A 15,428-nucleotide genomic window follows, 5' to 3' on the forward strand; every position below is an offset into this window, starting at 1 on the left:
CTCTTCCGGGCGCTCCGACTCTTCCGGGCGCTCCGACTCTTCCGGGCGCTCCGACTCTTCCGGGCGCTCCGACTCTTCCGGGCGCTCCGGCTCGCCGAAAGCCGCGGCTGACGAGCAAGCGGCCACGGCAGGCGCGCCGGATTCGACTCGCTCAGCCGCCGACGCGCCAAGCGCCCGCGCCGCGACCGGCGGCCATGCAGGCACCGCGACCGGGGCCGGCGAAGGCCGCGCTGCGTCCGAGCCAGACGGCGCGCCCAGCGATACCTCCACGCCCAGCGGCGTGCCCGCGTCGAGTGGTGCCCCTGAGGCTGGCGGTGCGTCTGCGGCAGGGGATGACGGTGCTGGCACCGGCGGAAGATCGTCGCGAATTCCGGGAAGTCGTGGTGTCGAGCAAAACGGATCCCACGAATTCGGGGAAATCGCGGACTCCGTCGAAGGCGAGCGCGCCCACCGCCAGAGCGGCGACGGGCAGAGCGGCGACCGGCAGAGCGGCGAGCACGGCGGTCTGAGTGGCACGGCGGGCGGCGCGGCGGCTGGGGCTGGCGGCGACGGCGGGTCTGCGGCCGGTGGCGAGGGTGGGTCTGCGGCCAAGAAGGGGCGGAGCAAGCGGGCGACCGGCGAGGGGGCGTCGCTCAAGGACGGCCTGGCTGTGGCGGAGATGCTGGCGAAGGCGTTGCCGGAGCAGCGGTCGAAGCCGCGCAAGGCCGACGACGATGCTGACGCCGAGGCCGACCTGGAGGCCGAGGAGGATGACGAGCCGGAGAACTATCGCGAGTACGAGCCGGGCGAGTTCAAGGGCGCGCTTGAAGCGATCCTCATGGTGGTGGACGAGCCGGTCAGCGAGCTCGTGCTGGCGACCGTGCTGGAGGTGCGGGCCGAGGATGTGGCCAACGCGCTCATGGAACTTTCGGCCTCCTACACAAGCCAGGGGCGCGGGTTCGATCTGCGGCGCGCGGCGGGTGGGTGGCGCTACTACACGCGGGCGGAATATTCGTCCTTTGTGGAGAGATTCGTCCTGGATGGACAGCAGCTGCGGCTCACCCAGGCGTCGCTGGAAACGCTGGCGGTGGTGGCTTACAAGCAGCCGGTGACCCGGGCGCGCATCGCGGCGATCCGGGGAGTGAACGTCGATGGCGTCATCCGGACTTTGATCACCAGGGGTATGGTGGAGGAGTGCGGGTCGGACCCGGACTCCGGGGGCCATTTGTACAGAACGACCACGCTCTTCCTGGAAAAGATGGGCTTGGATTCCGTGGAGCAGCTGCCGCCGCTCGCGCCCTTCCTTCCGGACAATCTTGAGGAGCTGGCCAACGGTGAGTGAGGAACGGCTACAGAAGGTTCTCGCCGCCGCGGGGGTCGGATCGAGGCGGGCCTGTGAGGACCTGATCGATCGCCGCCGGGTCACCGTCGATGGCAAGGTCGCCAAACTGGGCGACAAGGTCGACGCGGAGACCGCGGTGATCCATGTCGACGGGCAGCGGGTCGTCACCGATACCAACCTTGTCTATCTGGCCATCAACAAGCCGCGTGGCGTGGTCTCGACCATGGCCGACGAGCGGGGCCGGGAGGCGATCGCCGACTACATCGGGGATCTGGGGGTGCGGGTCTATCACGTGGGCCGGCTCGACGCCGACACCGAGGGCCTGATGCTGCTGACCAACGACGGCTCGCTTGCCCACAAGCTGACCCACCCCTCCTACGAGGTGCCCAAGACGTATCTGGTGGAGGTGCCGGGGCCGTTGCCGCGTGCGGTGGGCCGTGCTCTGCTCTCCGGTGTCGAGCTCGACGACGGCCCGGCCCGGGTCGACGCCTTCAAACTGGTGCAGGCCATAGATAAGAGCGCCTTGGTCGAGGTGGTGTTGCACGAGGGGCGCAACCGGATTGTGCGCCGGCTCTTCGACGAGCTCGGCTTTCCGGTGCAGCGTCTGGTGCGCACCTCCATCGGGCCCATCAAACTGGGCGATCTGAAGGCGGGCCGGCATCGGCGGCTCAACCCTGGCGAGATAGCCGCGCTTTTCAAGCTGGTAGAGCGGGGCGATAAAGATCCCGCTGCTCGCCCACCACAGTGAACCCGGCGGACTTGTAGAGCGCCACAGCGGCCGTGTTGGTGGACGGGGTGATGACCGCGACGGCCGACGCGCCGCGTTCCACCAGACCTGAGCAGAGACGGGCGAGAGTCTGCCGCCCGTAGCCGTGACCGCGGTGGTCGCTATGGGTGGCCATCGGCTCGACCAGAGCACACCTGCCGGGACCGGCGAGCCAGCCCGTCGCGGCGGAGGCCGCCTCCCCGGCGGGGGTGCGCACGAGCACCTCGAAACAGCCCGCGCCCGCCGGTGAGCGCCGCATCGTTTGCCAGCGCTCAACGGTGAAGGTGGAATTCTCGAAACCGGAGCGCTGCACGGCAACCCGGTCGGCTACGTCGGCTGGGTCGAGGTCTGGGGTGGGGCCGTCGACCCTGATCGCGCTTGCCGCAATGACCATCCGCACCCACGGCTCGTCGTGGCGGGTCCAGCCGAGCTTTTCCAGCGCGTCCACCCCGTCGCACCACGCCTCGGCGGGGCCGACGAGTTTGTCGACATCGTCGGCCAGCAGACCCTGATCGGCTCCGGGCGCAACAGAAACACGCATCACTGGGCCGTCGAGAAAGCCGACCGCGATCGGGGTTTGACCATCGAGCCACAGGTGGGTGATCAGCTTGCCGTGGCGCAGCTCCCAGCCGAGGTCGCCGCTGTGCAGCGGGCCGGGCAGGGCGTCGGCCGGGGTCCAGGAGTCTAATGCTTGCAGCGCCTGGCCGACTTCGGCTGGGCTGAGATCGAGGCGGCGGGGCGTCGTGGTCACAACTGCGCACGGTAGGCGAACGAATGCGATGACGCCATCCAATTGCGGCAACACGTTCGGACCGCAATTATGGACCCATCATGCTGACGATTTCTTTCACCAGCGTTGATCTGATGAAGACGCGGCTGGCCAGTGCGCCCGACCCGATGTGGGAGCTGACGCTGAGCCTGCACCGGTTGCGCAGCCCTGGCCCACAGATTTTTCAGGAGTGGCGGCGCTCGACGTTGTCCCGGTTGCAGCACCCGTCGGGCATGCAGTCGTTACAGCTTCTCCTCGAGTTGGTACCAGTCACAGGTTATTTTCCCGACTTCCTCACCCCGGCCGAGGCCGAGCAAGGCTTCGAGGCCGGCGTGCAGGCCATCCTTTCCACTCCGGTGCAGCGGCTCGGCGCAGACATGGAAATCCTTGCGCAGCAACGCAAACTCCCGGCGTGGGCGGGTCAGCTGGCGCGCGGTGAGCCAGAGTTGCTGGAGCGGCTGGGCCTGGCGTTGCGCGACTATCACGCCGCGGCGATCGCCCCCTTCCAAACCGAGATCCGGGCGAGCGTCCACATTGACCGGTCGCGCCGGGCCCGGAGCCTGACCACCGGCGGCTACGAGCAGATGCTCGCCGGGATGCGTCCGGCGTTGCGATGGACCGATTCGGCGATCGAAGCGGACTATCCGCACCGGCATGTCTGTGAGCTCGACGGCCGGGGGCTGGTGATGGTGCCGTCGTTCTTCTGCTGGGGCAGGCCGATCGCGTTGAAGAACACCGAGTTGCCGCCGGTGCTCGTCTTCCCGATCGAGGGCGACGCCCGTTATTTGGCCCTGGGCAAGGCCATCCGCGAGAACGCCTCCAGCCGCAGCCTCGCCGCGCTGCTGGGCAAGACCCGCGCGGCGGTGCTGGAGACCATCGCCGACGGCTGCACCACCGGGGAGATAGCCCGGCGGCTGGATGTGTCGCTCGCCACTGCCAGCGAGCACGCCACCGTGCTGCGCCGGGCGGGTCTGGTGGTCAGCGTCCGGGACGGAAACTCGATGCTGCACGCGCTCACCCCGGTCGCCACCGCGTTGCTGGACAGCTCCGCTCAAGGGTTGCCCGCGATGTAAGGCATGATGGGGGCATCATGACGCTTACAGACCGCCTCCCCGACACCCATGACCCTGAGGTGTTGCTCGACCTTTTCTCAAGCTGGGCCAATGAGAAGGGCATTTCGCTCTACCCGGCACAGGAGGAGGCGCTGTTCGAGGTGGCCGTCGGCTCGAACGTGATCCTGAGCACGCCCACCGGTTCGGGTAAGAGCATGGTCGCGTTAGGCGCTCATTTCTTTGCAATGTCGGAAAATATTCGAACGTTCTACACGGCGCCCATCAAAGCGCTGGTGTCGGAAAAGTTTTTCGCACTGTGCGCGGCCTTCGGGCCGGAGAACGTCGGCATGATGACCGGTGACGCGAGCGTGAACTCCGACGCGCCGATCATCTGCTGCACGGCCGAGATCCTGGCCAACCTCGCACTGCGCGACGGCGCGGAGGCCGATGTGGGCCAGGTGGTCATGGACGAGTTCCACTTCTACGCCGAGCCCGACCGCGGCTGGGCGTGGCAGGTGCCGATTATCGAGCTGCCGAAGGCACAGTTCATCCTGATGTCGGCAACGCTGGGCGATGTCACCCGGTTCAAGGAGGACCTCGAGCGGCGCACCGGCCGGTCCACCGCGGTGATCAGCTCGGGCGAGCGCCCGGTGCCGCTGATTCACTCCTACGTGATGACTCCGCTGCACGAGACCATCGAAGAGCTGCTGTCCACCAAGCAGGCGCCCATCTATATCGTGCACTTCACGCAGGCCGCCGCGCTGGAACAGGCGAGCGCGCTGATGAGCATCAACATGTGCACCCGCGCGGAGAAGGATGCCATCGCCGAGCTGATCGGCAACTTCCGGTTCACGGCCGGCTTCGGCAAAGCGCTTTCACGTCTTGTCCGGCACGGCATCGGCGTGCATCACGCGGGCATGCTGCCGAAGTACCGCCGCTTGGTTGAGTTGCTCGCCCAGGCTGGCTTGCTCAAGGTGGTCTGTGGCACGGATACGCTCGGGGTGGGCATCAATCTTCCAATCCGGACGGTCCTGTTTACCGGGTTGAACAAGTTCGACGGCATCCGGATGCGTCTGCTCAAAGCGCGTGAGTTCCATCAGATCGCGGGAAGGGCCGGGCGGGCCGGTTTCGACACCCTCGGCACGGTCATCGTGCAAGCGCCAGATCACGTCATCGAAAACGAGAAGGCGGTCACCAAAGCGGCCGGTGACGCGAAGAAGTTGCGCAAACTGGTGAAGAAGAAACCTCCCGAGGGTTTCGTCGGCTGGGGTCAGCCCACCTTCGAGCGCCTGGTCGCCGCCGAGCCGGAGCCCCTGACGTCGAGCTTCAAGGTCAGTCATGCCATGGTGCTCAACGTTATCGAGCGCGGCGGGGACGCCTTCGGCCACATGCGGCATCTGCTCACCGACAACCACGAGTCGCCTTCCGCGCGCCGCGGCCACATCCGGCGTGCGATCGCTATCTATCGCGCGCTGCGCTCGGCGGGCATCGTGTCGCAGAGCGAAGACGGCCGGGTGGCGGTGACCGACGAGCTTCAGCTCGGCTTCGCTCTCAATCAGCCGCTGTCGCCCTTCGCCATCGCCGCGATCGAGTTGTTGTCGCCGCAGGAGCCCGACTATCTGCTCGACGTAGTCTCCATCATCGAGTCCACTTTGGAGGATCCACGCCAGATCCTCTACGCGCAGCAGGACAGGGCCAAAGGCGAAGCGGTGGCCCAGATGAAGGCCGACGGCATCGAATATGAAGAGCGCATGGCGCTGCTGGAGAACATCACCTATCCCAAGCCGCTGGCGGAACTGCTCGAGGTGGCCTTCGAGACCTACCGGCAGAGCCATCCGTGGGTCGAGGATCAGCGGCTGTCGCCCAAGTCGGTGGTGCGCGACATGTACTCCGGCGGCATGACCTTCACCGAATACGTCAGCTTCTACGGGCTGGCGCGCTCGGAAGGACTGGTGCTGCGCTACCTGGCCGATGCCTACAAGGCGCTCAAGCAGACGGTGCCCGACGACGCCAAGACCGAGGAGCTCAGCGATCTCATCGAGTGGCTGGGTGAGGTGGTGCGGCAGGTCGACTCCAGCCTGCTCGACGAGTGGGAGCAGCTGCAGAACCCGGGCGAAAAGGGCCTCGACGTCACGCCGCCCGCGATCACCCGCAACGTGCGGGCGCTGCGGGTGCAGGTGCGAAACGCTTTGTTCCGCCGGGTGGAGCTGGCCGCGCGCCGGCGGGTGGATCTGCTTTCCCAGCTCGATCCCGATATCGACTGGGCCGACGCGCTTGACGCGTATTTCGCCGACTACGACGAGATCGGCACCGACGCCGCCGCCCGCGGCCCGGCCATGTTCGTGCTCGAGGAGGGCAAGGAAATCTGGCGGGTCAGGCAGATCCTGGCCGATCCGGAGTCCAATCACGACTGGAACATCGGCGCCGAGGTCGACCTGGCCGCCTCCGACGAAGCGGGCGAAGCGGTGATTAAGGTGACCTACGTCCAGGTGATGGGCAGCGACTCGTAGCCGCGAAGCACCAACCTGTTGCGCCGCAACGGCTCTCCCGCTAGGGCCAGCTGCGGTAGGCGGCGCAGCAGAAGCGGGAAGGCGATCCGCGCTTCCAAGCGGGCCAGCGCCGCGCCCAGACAGAAATGCGCGCCCGCGCCGAAAGAGATCGAGGTGTTGCCGGGCCGCTCCGGGTGGAAATGGTCTGGGTGCACGAAACGATCCGGGTCGCGATTGGCCGAGCCGATGAGCGCCATCAGGTAGGTTCCGGCCTCGATGCGCTGTCCCTCCAGCACGGTGGTCTCCTTGGCCTCCCGTGAGGTCAGCTGAACCGGCGGATCGAAGCGAAGAAACTCCTCGACATAGACGTCGACCAGCTCGGGTGCGCCGGACAGCCGGGCCAGCTGCTCGGGGCGCTGCAGCAGCGTCATCACCCCGTTGCCGATGAGGTTGGTGGTCGTCTCGAATCCGGCGAGCAGAAGCAGCGCAAGGTTTCCCAGCAACTCAGACTCGGAAAGCTCCGCCGCGGAGACCAGCTCAGAGATCAGATCATTTTGGCGGGTACCACGCCTGCTGCGCACCAGATCGGAGAAGTAGGCCTCGAACAGCTCGGCCGCGGACTGCGCGGCAGCGGCCTCGTCCAGGGTGAAGGTGCCCTCCAGCGCGATGGCGAAATCGGCGGCCACCGGCCTGAACCAGGAGCGGTCCTTTTCCGGTACCCCCAAAAGCTCACAGATGACACCCAGAGGCAGGCGATAGGCGAAGTCGTCGATCAGGTCGGCGGGGGCACCCTTCTGGGTGATCTCGTCGATCAGGGCGTTGGCCTGGCTTTCGATCGCCACAGCCAGCTCGGCCACCCGCCTGGCCGTGAAAGCGCCACTCATCAGCCTGCGCACCCGCGTGTGCTCGGGCGGGTTGGTGCTCAGGATCGAGCTGGAAAGCAGCAGGAACGAGGCGTCCTGGGCAGCGAACGTGGGATCCCTGAGCAGCCCGTTGACCGCGTCGAACGAGGTGGCCACCAGGTATCCGGGCTCGACGGTCACCAGGGTGCCGTGCTCACGAAGCTCGGCATAGAGAGGATAGGGATCTTCCCGGCCCTCTTCGCTCAGCAACGTGGTGATCAGCTCCAGCGGCTTCATCGCCTCATCGTGCCAGGGCCGCGCCAGCGCGGGGTGGGCTGCGGGGTCGGGGTCGCGCCAGCGCGGTTGACTGCCGGGGGTGCAGGGTCGGGGTCGCGGTGGCGCGGGGTGGGTGCGGGGCTGCGTCGGGTGGGTGCAGGGGCGGGGTCGCGGCGATGCCGGGGTCAGGGCCAGTCGAGGGTCTGCGGATCGTCGGCGGGGCAGCGGCCGCGATAGGTGTAGGTGACCGCGAACCGTTCCACCGCTTCACAAACCCAGGGCGGGGCGCTCAGCCGGGCGAGCGCGTCGATCGCGATGCGCAGGCACTCGCGGGCCGCGGTGGCGAGCCTCGGATTGAGCAGCCCGCGCCGGGCGGCGGTGACCCAGATGTCACGCCGGTCGGGAATCGGTTGCCGCGAAACGAGTTCGAAGGTCTCGTCGGAGGCGCGGGCATCGTCGAGCAGCGCCGCCACCACGGCAAGGGGCACCACCCAGCCCTGGCCGGGCTGCGAGTCCACCATCCGGATCTCCAGATAGCCGCACGGGCGCACCGGCGGGATCACCGTTTTGACGTGGCGGACAAGGTCGTGGATCGTCGCCGTGCGCAGATCGGCGTCGCGCAGCCAGCCCCGCATGGTCAGCCCGCGCGGTGGGGGCGACCAGGGCCGCGGTGGGTGCTCCGGAATCCCGACCACCAGGGCGTCCATCGCGTACCGGGCCCACGCTCGGCGCGGATCGATGTCCAGGGCCATCGGGTCTGTCCGGGTCGGGTCGGTCTGGAACCGGATCACCTGACGCCGCGACCGGGCCGGGCTGCTGGGCGGTCCCGCCGAATTGGCGAAGATCGCCGTGAGCAGCGGGCCGAGACAGTTGGCAAGCAACCAGCGCCGAGAACGCCCGCGCCACCCGTCGGTGGCGTCGCCGGCGTCCACATTGATCTGTATCGAGGCGGAGTTGGCCAGCATCAGCCGCCCCATCGACCCGAAGTGGCTGTAATGCGATTCGAGCGCGGCGTGGCGGGGATGTTCGGTCATCATCTGCGGCTTGCGCGGGTCGAGCCCGGTGCCGTAGAGGATCAGGCCGGCCGAGGCCAAACGCGATTCGACGGCATGGGTGTCGGTGCGCGCGGCGTTGATGCAGTCGGCCAGATTGCCGAACGGCCGGGTGCTCAGCTCCAGCTGTCCGCCCGGCTGGAAGGAGATCAGGCTGCCGCCCGGCAGCGCGGCGCGCTCGGTGTCGAGCAGGCTCACCAGTTCCTTGACCGCTATGCGGCGATGGAGGTCCCGGGGATCGAGCACGATCCACTCCAGCTCGGTGCCGATCCGGCCGACCTGTTCCCGGTCGAAACCCGTACTGAAGATGATCTCTTCCGCCTCGGTTTCGGAGAGCGCCTTATTCACGCGCTACTCCTCCCCTGCGGGCACATCTAGCATTGTCAATAATTAAGCCAGATGACTACTCGCGGTGTCTAGTCACTCACTTTCAAGTGATCTGGCGGGCGGGTCGGCTGACCGCACGCCGATCGAGGTGCCGCCGGGCCTGTTCGACCGTGCTGTCGGTCAGCCCGGCGATCGCGTGCGTATCCAGGTCTGGGCCGGAGCGCACGCCGACCAGCCGGAAGATGTGGCCCATGGCGGCGGGCAGGTGCCGGTACGACCAGGACAACATGGCGCTCACCGCGGCGCGTTCGCCCGTGCCCGCGGCGAGAAGCCTGAGCACAGTGGACCCATCGAGCTCGGCGAGCAACTGGGCCAGGGTCCGCTCGGGCCGGCTGGCGACGTATTCGGCGACCACCCGCAGGGCGAGCGGCAACCGGGCGCACCGCTCGGCGAGCTGGCGCGCGGCACCGCTCTCGGCGTTAACGCGCTCGCCGATGAGTGCCGCCAACAGCTTGACGGCGTCTTCGAGCGGCAGCAGGTCCAGGTCGATACGGCGCGCGCCGTCGCGGGCGACCAGACCGACCAGGCTGTCGCGGCTGGTGACGATCACCAGACAGCTGGCGGTGCCGGGTAACAGCGGCCGGACCTGTTCCACCGAGCGCACGTTGTCGAGAACGACGAGCATGCGCCTTCCGGCCACCAGCGAGCGGTAGAGCGCCGCACGTTCGCCCACCTCCTTTGGGAGCTGCCGGTCCGGGCCTTCGATGAGGCGCAGCAGGGTCGCTGCCGCGTCGCCGGGCGACATCGGCTCCGCGGCGTCGTAGCCGTGCAGATCGAGGTAGAGCTGCCCATCGGGGAAGTGGCTCAGGTGTGAGTGTGCCCAGTGCAGAGCGAGCATCGTCTTGCCCACCCCGGACAGCCCGGCCACCACCCCGATCCTTAGATGGGTGGCCTGGTGGTCGCGGGTTTCCAGCAGCTTGTCCAGCTCGGCGAGCTCGCCTTCCCGCCCGGCGAAGGCGAACACGGCGGAGGGCAGCTGCCGCGGAATGTGACGAGGCGCCGGCGCTGGGTCGGCCGGCTGGCTGAACGCGTGCTCCACCATCGCGTAACGCGGCCGCCAGTACTCGTCGACCCCGGAACTGATTGACAGGCAAGGCAATCGGCCGCGCTGGCGGGCGTGCAGGTAGATCGCCTCGACCATGGCGCGCAGCACCTGCCAGTCAGGCGGCCGGCGGATGCGGCCACGCAGGATCGCTCCCACCTGACTCTTGCCGAGCCCGACCGCGATGGCCAGGCAGCGCACGCTGGGTCCGCCGGCCTGCTCCCACACCAGGCGAAGGTCGCGGCAAAGCGTGGCAAGCACGTCATGCGCGACGCTCGGGCCGATCGGCATGGGGTCAGACTACGAAGAAGCGGCCCCGGCCGGTGTCCGGGAATGGACGGACACCCATCGCCACCACGTTCCGGGCGTCCGGTGCTGTCCGGTACGGGTCCGCCCTTCCGGCGGGGTGACGAGCGCGTTGCGGGCGTGGGATCACCGGCTGTCCGGATTCGGGACAGCGGCAGGGCTGTGCGCTGCCACAGTGGCGGTCTCATCCACCCAGGTCGAATTGGAGGCAACATGCCACACCCGGAAATGTCGCGCGGCGGGGGCCGTGGGCGATGGCTCGCGGTACTCGTGCTGATCGGTGTCATGGTGGGCACCGGCGCCAGTGCGCAGGCGGTGGCGCAGCCGGTCGAGGTGAGCGCATTGCCCGCGCAGTGGAGCGATCTCGGCCAGCACATCGTGAGCTTCAGCTCGGGCAAGTGTCTGCAACCGCAGTCGTTCGCGTCGCAGGCTCGCATCGAGCAGCGCACCTGCTCCAGCCCATCGTCCCTGCAGCGGTGGAAAGTCATCGACGCTGGAGACGGTCACGCCATGCTGGTCAACCAGGGCAGCCGGCTGTGCCTCGATCTGTTCGCCAACACCGAAAGCGAGGTCGTCGTGGGAACGCCGATCCAGCAGTTCTCCTGTTGGGAGGGCTACCCGACCGAGCATTGGGGACGTTCGCACGGTTCACGCTACGAGTTTTTCCAGGTGTTCACCCATATCAAGGCGCTGTGCCTGGAGGTGCCAGGCGCGTCAACGGGTGACGGCGCTCAGCTTCAGCTAGGCGCGTGCTCGCTGTTCCAGAACGCCCAGCAGTTCAAGTTCGTCGACGCCACTCCGTGACGCCTCCGCGGCGCGCCCGGTGACCCGCGGGCGCGCCGCACCTGGAAGGATGGCAAGGCGTGGAGCAGTCTGAAGAGCTTGGCGCGGTGGCCGCGGTGAAAGCGGCCGGCCTGAACCACCGCGTGATCCGTTATGGCGCGGTGCGCAGCGCCGCGGAAGCGGCGGCGGCCCGCGGTGTCGAGGTGGCCGATGTGGTCAAGACGATCGTTGTCCGCAGAGCCGACAACGACTACGTCTTCGTGCTCACGCCCGGCGACCGGGTCATCTCGTGGCCGAAGCTGCGCACCCTGCTGGGGGTGAACCGGCTTTCCATGCCCGACGCCGAGGCGGCCAAGGTGGCCACCGGCTATGAACGCGGCACCATCACGCCCTTCGGCTCGGCCACCGCCTGGCCGGTGATCGCCGACGAGCGCATCCGTGGCCGTGAGATCACGCTGGGCGCGGGCGAGCACGGGGTGGCCGTGGCCCTCAGCGCGGACGAGGCGGTGGCCGCGCTGGAAGGGGCCTTCGCCGACGTCACCGATCCCGAACCAGCGGCGCCACCTCGGTAGCGGCGAAACGCACGAACCCTTCCGGGTCCGGGTCGTCGGGCGTGGGCTGCAGCACGACCGTGGTGGCGCCCGCCTGGGCCCATCGGGCGACCGCTTCGGCGATGGTGGCGGCGTCACCGGCCACGCCGATGTCCTGCATGCTGGGGTAGCCGAACCGAACCCTTTCCCGCTCAAGGCGTTGCGCCGCGTCCTTTCCGGTCGCCGCGTGCGCATAGACCACCACCGGGAAGGACTCGTGCTCGCGTCCGCTCGCGGCACGCCCCTGCGACACGTGCCGCAGCGCTTCAGCGATCTGCTTGGGCGAGGTGCCGCCGGTGAGAATCACGCCGTCGGCCGCCTCACCGCACAGCCGCAGCGAGCGCGGGCCGGTGGCACCGGCGAAAAGCGGCGGTGCGGGCTCGGGCGGCCAGTCGAGGCGGACCCGGTCCAGCTTGACGTAGCGGCCGTCGACGGTCACCTCGTCGCCGGCGAGCAGGGCGCGCAACGCCCAAAGATGCTCACGCAGCAACGTCATCGGCGACTCGGGCCGCGCGCCGACCTGCTCCATCCAGCGCTGCACCCCGTGGCCGACGCCGACCAGCGCCCGGCCGCCGAACATCCGGTGCAGGGTGGCCAGCTCCATCGCGGTGACCGCGACATTGCGCAGCGGCACCGGCAACAGGCCCAGGCCCACCTTCAGCTGCCGCGTCCACGCCAGAGCCGCGGCCGCACTGGTGAGGCCGCCTTCCAGAAAGCAGTCCTCCCACAGCCAAAGCTCGGCCAGCCCGGCCTCGTCGGCCGCCACAGCGACGCTGCGCAGTCGCTCCGGTGGCAGCTGCGGCAGGAACACCACGCCCAAAGTCGTCATGGGAAAAACCTTGCCACGGGTGGCCGCTTCGCTGGGGGCGCCTCACTGTCCACTGTGGAGTGCGTGGGCGGCCAGCGGGTTGAGGGTGAGGGTGCGATCGGTGGGACAGACGGTGAGCCAGCCGGTCAGGTCGGCGGCGGGCAGCAGGGCGGGCCAGTCGATCCGGTCGCGGGCCGGCGTGCCGGGCGCGACGAAAAGGGTGAACTGCCAGTGTTCCTGGCCGCTGCGCCCGCAGTAGGCGCGGCCCCGGATGCAGGGCGGGTCGCCGGCCAGGTCGTAGTCCGCCGGGATCAGCCCGTCGCACCAGTGATGGCGCAGGCTATGGTCGGCGAGCCCGGCGAGCTCGGCCGTGACTCGATATTCGAGTGCCTGCCAGAAGTTGGTCTCGGCGCTAATCACGAGCGTTGCCTCCCGGAGTAGATGGTAAGGTGTGCGCGTGATCCATGGGGTAGAGCAGCGACGAATCGAGACGGCCGGCTGAGCCATCGCTCGCCGTGCTGTCTGTGCCGACCTCGTCAGCGCTTACCCTCTCCCTCATTGGTGGATCCATGAATATCGAGCATGCTCTTGTCTGTGTTTTTTCGGCCGCCCTTGCTGAGGTGGCCGGGTTTGACGTCGATCCGGCCGTGCGGCGCTCGCCGCGGGCCGACTTTCAGGTCGATGGCGCGCTGGCCTTGGCGCGCCGGCTGGGAAGGCCGCCTGTTCAGGTCGCGCAGGAGGTGCTGGACCGCGTCGATTGGGCCGGGCTGCACGCCACCGCGCAGGTCGCCGGGCCGGGATTCATCAACGTCACCCTTGACGACCGGTTTTTGGCGCAGGAACTACACAGGGTGGCCACGGACGAGCGGCTCGGCGTCGCGGCGGCCACGCCCCAGGTGGTGACGATCGACTACTCCGCGCCCAATGTCGCCAAGGAGATGCACGTCGGTCACCTGCGCTCCACGGTGATCGGGGACGCGGCGGCCCGCCTGCTGAGCTTTCTCGGACATCAGGTGCGGCGGATGAACCACGTCGGAGACTGGGGCACACCGTTCGGCATGCTCATCGAGCACCTGTTGGACATCGGCGAAACCGAAGCGGCGCATGAGCTTTCTGTCGGTGATCTGACCGCTTTCTATCAGGCCGCGCGGGCCAAGTTCGACAGCGACCCGGGATTCGCCCAGCGGTCCCGGCTGCGGGTGGTGGCGCTGCAGGCCGGCGACGAGCAGACGCGGCGGCTGTGGCGGCTGCTGGTGGAGGAGTCGGAAAAATACTTCCTGGCGGTCTACGGCAAGCTGGGCGTGACACTGTCCGATGCCGACTTCCTTCCCGAGTCGTTCTACAACGACGAGCTCGCCCCTCTGGTAAAGGAGCTGGATGAGCAGGGGTTGCTGCACGACAGCCAGGGTGCCAAGTGCGTCTTCCCGCCCGGGTTCGCCGGGCGTGACGGCGAGCCGCTGCCGCTGATCGTGCGCAAGAGCGATGGCGGATTCGGTTATGCGGCAACCGATTTGGCCTCAGTGAAGTATCGTACCGGCCCGCTGGCCGCCGACCGGATGCTCTACTTCGTCGGCACGCCGCAGCGGCTTCATTTTGAGATGGTCTTCGCGGCCGCGCGGCAGGCGGGCTGGATCGGCGAAAAGGTCGAGGTGAGGCATGTCAACTTCGGCTCGATCCTGGGCGAGGACGGCAAGATGCTCAAAACCCGGGCCGGGCAAACCATCAAGCTGATCGAGCTGCTGGACGAAGCGGTGAGCCGCGCGGCGGCGATCGTCGCGGACAAGAGCCCACATCTGGAAGCGGAGACGCAGGCGCAGGTGGCGTGGGCGGTGGGCATCGGTGCGATCAAATATGCGGACCTGTCCAGCGACCGGGTGAAGGACTACGTCTTCGACTGGGACAGGATGCTTGCCACCAACGGCGACACGGCCGCGTATCTGCAGTACGCCTGCGCGCGGATCGGTTCCATCTTCCGCAAGGGCGCGGTGGTGCCCGACCCGGCCGCCCCGGTCACGCTGGCCCATCCGGCAGAGCGGGCACTAGCCATGGAGCTGCTCGCCTTTCCAGCGGTGCTCGACACGGCCGCGCGCACGGTGGAGTTGCATCGGCTGGCCGGATATCTGTTCGGGCTCGCCGGGTTGTACACCGAGTTCTACAGCCACTGCCGGGTGCTGGGCAGCGCCGAGCAGGCGGGCCGGCTGGTGCTTTGCGACGTGACCCGGCGCACGTTGGTGCTTGGGCTCGATCTGCTGGGAATCGTGGTGCCAGAGCGCATGTAGGGTACCCGGCGTGACTGTCGATGGGCTGGTGTCGATTATCGCGGCGGTGGAGGCGGGCCAGCGCCTGCCCACGCAACCTTGGTATCGGGTGGTGGCATTTCCTGGTACCGAGATGGTGATGGGCTTTCCGGGTTTGAATGTGATCGTCACCGCGCTGCCGCCCGAGTGGGTGGAAAAGCAGCTCCCGTTCGAGGATCTGTCCCTGCCGCTGAACCCGCCGTTTCTGCGCGCGATGGAGGAGCAGACCGGCCGCCGGGTCAACAACATCGACATCATCATGCTCGCGCCCAGGCTGACCGGTGCGCCGCCGATGGAGTTGACCAGGGTGACCGACACGGATCACCCGAGGGTTCGGCGCGCCCTGCGCTACCGCACCGAGGTGGCCGTCTATCAGGCCGACGGCGGCGTGCTCGTCATCGGGCGCGGCGTGGGCGGGCGCTGGGAGATCGGGGTGGAGGTCGCCGAGCACGCCCGCGGGGCCGGGCTCGGGCGCTCGCTCGCGCTCGCGGCCCGCCACCTGGTACCGGAGGATCGCCCCATCTGGGCACAGATCGCCCCCGGCAACGCCACCAGCGTGCGGGCCTTCCTGGCGGCCGGCTACGCCCCGGTGGGTGCTGAAGCTCTCCTCGTTGCCTGAGGGGTCCGCTGATCCGATCGGCAACCCGG

14 protein-coding genes are annotated in these 15,428 nt (G+C 68.2%); 8 read left to right on the forward strand and 6 right to left on the reverse strand.

Annotated features, from left to right (window positions below; translation table 11 throughout):
- Positions 1–658 precede the first annotated feature (658 nt).
- Together scpB and Rhe02_RS06895 are read left to right on the forward strand one after the other, a co-directional pair.
- On the forward strand, positions 659–1,321 hold the full coding sequence (gene scpB, locus Rhe02_RS06890) for an SMC-Scp complex subunit ScpB (RefSeq protein ID WP_203907403.1): 663 nt from the start codon (positions 659–661) through the stop codon (positions 1,319–1,321).
- On the forward strand, positions 1,314–2,069 hold the full coding sequence (locus Rhe02_RS06895) for a pseudouridine synthase (protein ID WP_203907245.1): 756 nt from the start codon (positions 1,314–1,316) through the stop codon (positions 2,067–2,069). The genes scpB and Rhe02_RS06895 overlap by 8 nt, the downstream gene beginning before the upstream one ends.
- Here Rhe02_RS06895 and Rhe02_RS06900 read toward each other — a convergent pair.
- A complete protein-coding gene (locus Rhe02_RS06900; RefSeq protein WP_203907246.1) occupies positions 2,017–2,838 on the reverse strand; it encodes a GNAT family N-acetyltransferase in 822 nt (273 codons plus the stop codon). The two genes, Rhe02_RS06895 and Rhe02_RS06900, sit on opposite strands and share 53 nt — an antisense overlap.
- Positions 2,839–2,918: 80 nt before the next feature.
- On the opposite strand from Rhe02_RS06900, the gene Rhe02_RS06905 reads away from it, so the two are divergent.
- Together Rhe02_RS06905 and Rhe02_RS06910 are read left to right on the forward strand one after the other, a co-directional pair.
- Positions 2,919–3,929 carry an ArsR/SmtB family transcription factor gene (locus Rhe02_RS06905; protein WP_203907247.1) on the forward strand — a complete coding sequence of 337 codons (1,011 nt, stop codon included), beginning with the start codon at positions 2,919–2,921 and terminating at the stop codon, positions 3,927–3,929.
- A 17-nt stretch (positions 3,930–3,946) separates the two neighbouring features.
- Positions 3,947–6,418, forward strand: a complete 2,472-nt coding sequence (locus Rhe02_RS06910) for a DEAD/DEAH box helicase (RefSeq protein ID WP_203907248.1) — start codon at positions 3,947–3,949, stop codon at positions 6,416–6,418.
- On the opposite strand, the gene Rhe02_RS06915 is transcribed toward Rhe02_RS06910, so the two are convergent.
- The 3 genes from Rhe02_RS06915 to Rhe02_RS06925 all read right to left on the reverse strand — a co-directional run bounded on the left by Rhe02_RS06915 (position 6,388) and on the right by Rhe02_RS06925 (position 10,287).
- Positions 6,388–7,536: a cytochrome P450 gene (locus Rhe02_RS06915; protein ID WP_203907249.1), complete on the reverse strand. Its 1,149-nt coding sequence runs from the start codon at positions 7,534–7,536 to the stop codon at positions 6,388–6,390. The genes Rhe02_RS06910 and Rhe02_RS06915 overlap by 31 nt on opposite strands.
- 164 nt (positions 7,537–7,700) lie before the next feature.
- Positions 7,701–8,915, reverse strand: coding sequence for a glutamate-cysteine ligase family protein (locus tag Rhe02_RS06920; RefSeq protein ID WP_203907250.1), 1,215 nt, complete (start codon positions 8,913–8,915; stop codon positions 7,701–7,703).
- 82 nt (positions 8,916–8,997) lie between these two features.
- A complete protein-coding gene (locus tag Rhe02_RS06925; RefSeq protein WP_203907251.1) occupies positions 8,998–10,287 on the reverse strand; it encodes an NB-ARC domain-containing protein in 1,290 nt (429 codons plus the stop codon).
- A gap of 228 nt (positions 10,288–10,515) precedes the next feature.
- On the opposite strand from Rhe02_RS06925, the gene Rhe02_RS06930 reads away from it, so the two are divergent.
- Positions 10,516–11,106 (forward strand): RICIN domain-containing protein, encoded by a 591-nt coding sequence (locus Rhe02_RS06930; RefSeq protein ID WP_203907252.1) that lies wholly within the window; start codon positions 10,516–10,518, stop codon positions 11,104–11,106.
- Between the two features lie 59 nt (positions 11,107–11,165).
- Positions 11,166–11,657: an aminoacyl-tRNA deacylase gene (locus tag Rhe02_RS06935; protein ID WP_203907253.1), complete on the forward strand. Its 492-nt coding sequence runs from the start codon at positions 11,166–11,168 to the stop codon at positions 11,655–11,657.
- Here Rhe02_RS06935 and Rhe02_RS06940 read toward each other — a convergent pair.
- Together Rhe02_RS06940 and Rhe02_RS06945 are read right to left on the reverse strand one after the other, a co-directional pair.
- Complete coding sequence (locus tag Rhe02_RS06940) at positions 11,623–12,504, reverse strand: LLM class flavin-dependent oxidoreductase (RefSeq protein WP_203907254.1); 882 nt, start codon at positions 12,502–12,504, stop codon at positions 11,623–11,625. The two genes, Rhe02_RS06935 and Rhe02_RS06940, sit on opposite strands and share 35 nt — an antisense overlap.
- Positions 12,505–12,546: 42 nt before the next feature.
- Positions 12,547–12,903, reverse strand: coding sequence for a hypothetical protein (locus Rhe02_RS06945; protein ID WP_203907255.1), 357 nt, complete (start codon positions 12,901–12,903; stop codon positions 12,547–12,549).
- Between the two features lie 149 nt (positions 12,904–13,052).
- Here Rhe02_RS06945 and argS point away from each other — a divergent pair, with 149 nt between their 5' ends.
- On the forward strand, positions 13,053–14,762 hold the full coding sequence (gene argS, locus Rhe02_RS06950; protein WP_203907256.1) for an arginine--tRNA ligase: 1,710 nt from the start codon (positions 13,053–13,055) through the stop codon (positions 14,760–14,762).
- 10 nt (positions 14,763–14,772) lie between these two features.
- Entirely contained in the window at positions 14,773–15,399 is a 627-nt protein-coding gene (locus Rhe02_RS06955; protein WP_239123485.1) for a GNAT family N-acetyltransferase, read from the forward strand.
- Positions 15,400–15,428: the final 29 nt, after the last annotated feature.

The organism is Rhizocola hellebori, from assembly GCF_016862955.1.
GTDB lineage: Bacteria > Actinomycetota > Actinomycetes > Mycobacteriales > Micromonosporaceae > Rhizocola > Rhizocola hellebori.

Coding starts and splice junctions, on each gene's coding strand:
- Rhe02_RS06925 (WP_203907251.1), bottom strand. CDS start 10,287: ATGCCGATCGGCCCGAGCGTCGCGCATGACGTGCTTGCCACGCTTTGC.
- argS (WP_203907256.1), top strand. CDS start 13,053: ATGAATATCGAGCATGCTCTTGTCTGTGTTTTTTCGGCCGCCCTTGCT.
- Rhe02_RS06930 (WP_203907252.1), top strand. CDS start 10,516: ATGCCACACCCGGAAATGTCGCGCGGCGGGGGCCGTGGGCGATGGCTC.
- Rhe02_RS06910 (WP_203907248.1), top strand. CDS start 3,947: ATGACGCTTACAGACCGCCTCCCCGACACCCATGACCCTGAGGTGTTG.
- Rhe02_RS06905 (WP_203907247.1), top strand. CDS start 2,919: ATGCTGACGATTTCTTTCACCAGCGTTGATCTGATGAAGACGCGGCTG.
- Rhe02_RS06915 (WP_203907249.1), bottom strand. CDS start 7,536: ATGAAGCCGCTGGAGCTGATCACCACGTTGCTGAGCGAAGAGGGCCGG.
- scpB (WP_203907403.1), top strand. CDS start 659: ATGCTGGCGAAGGCGTTGCCGGAGCAGCGGTCGAAGCCGCGCAAGGCC.
- Rhe02_RS06940 (WP_203907254.1), bottom strand. CDS start 12,504: ATGACGACTTTGGGCGTGGTGTTCCTGCCGCAGCTGCCACCGGAGCGA.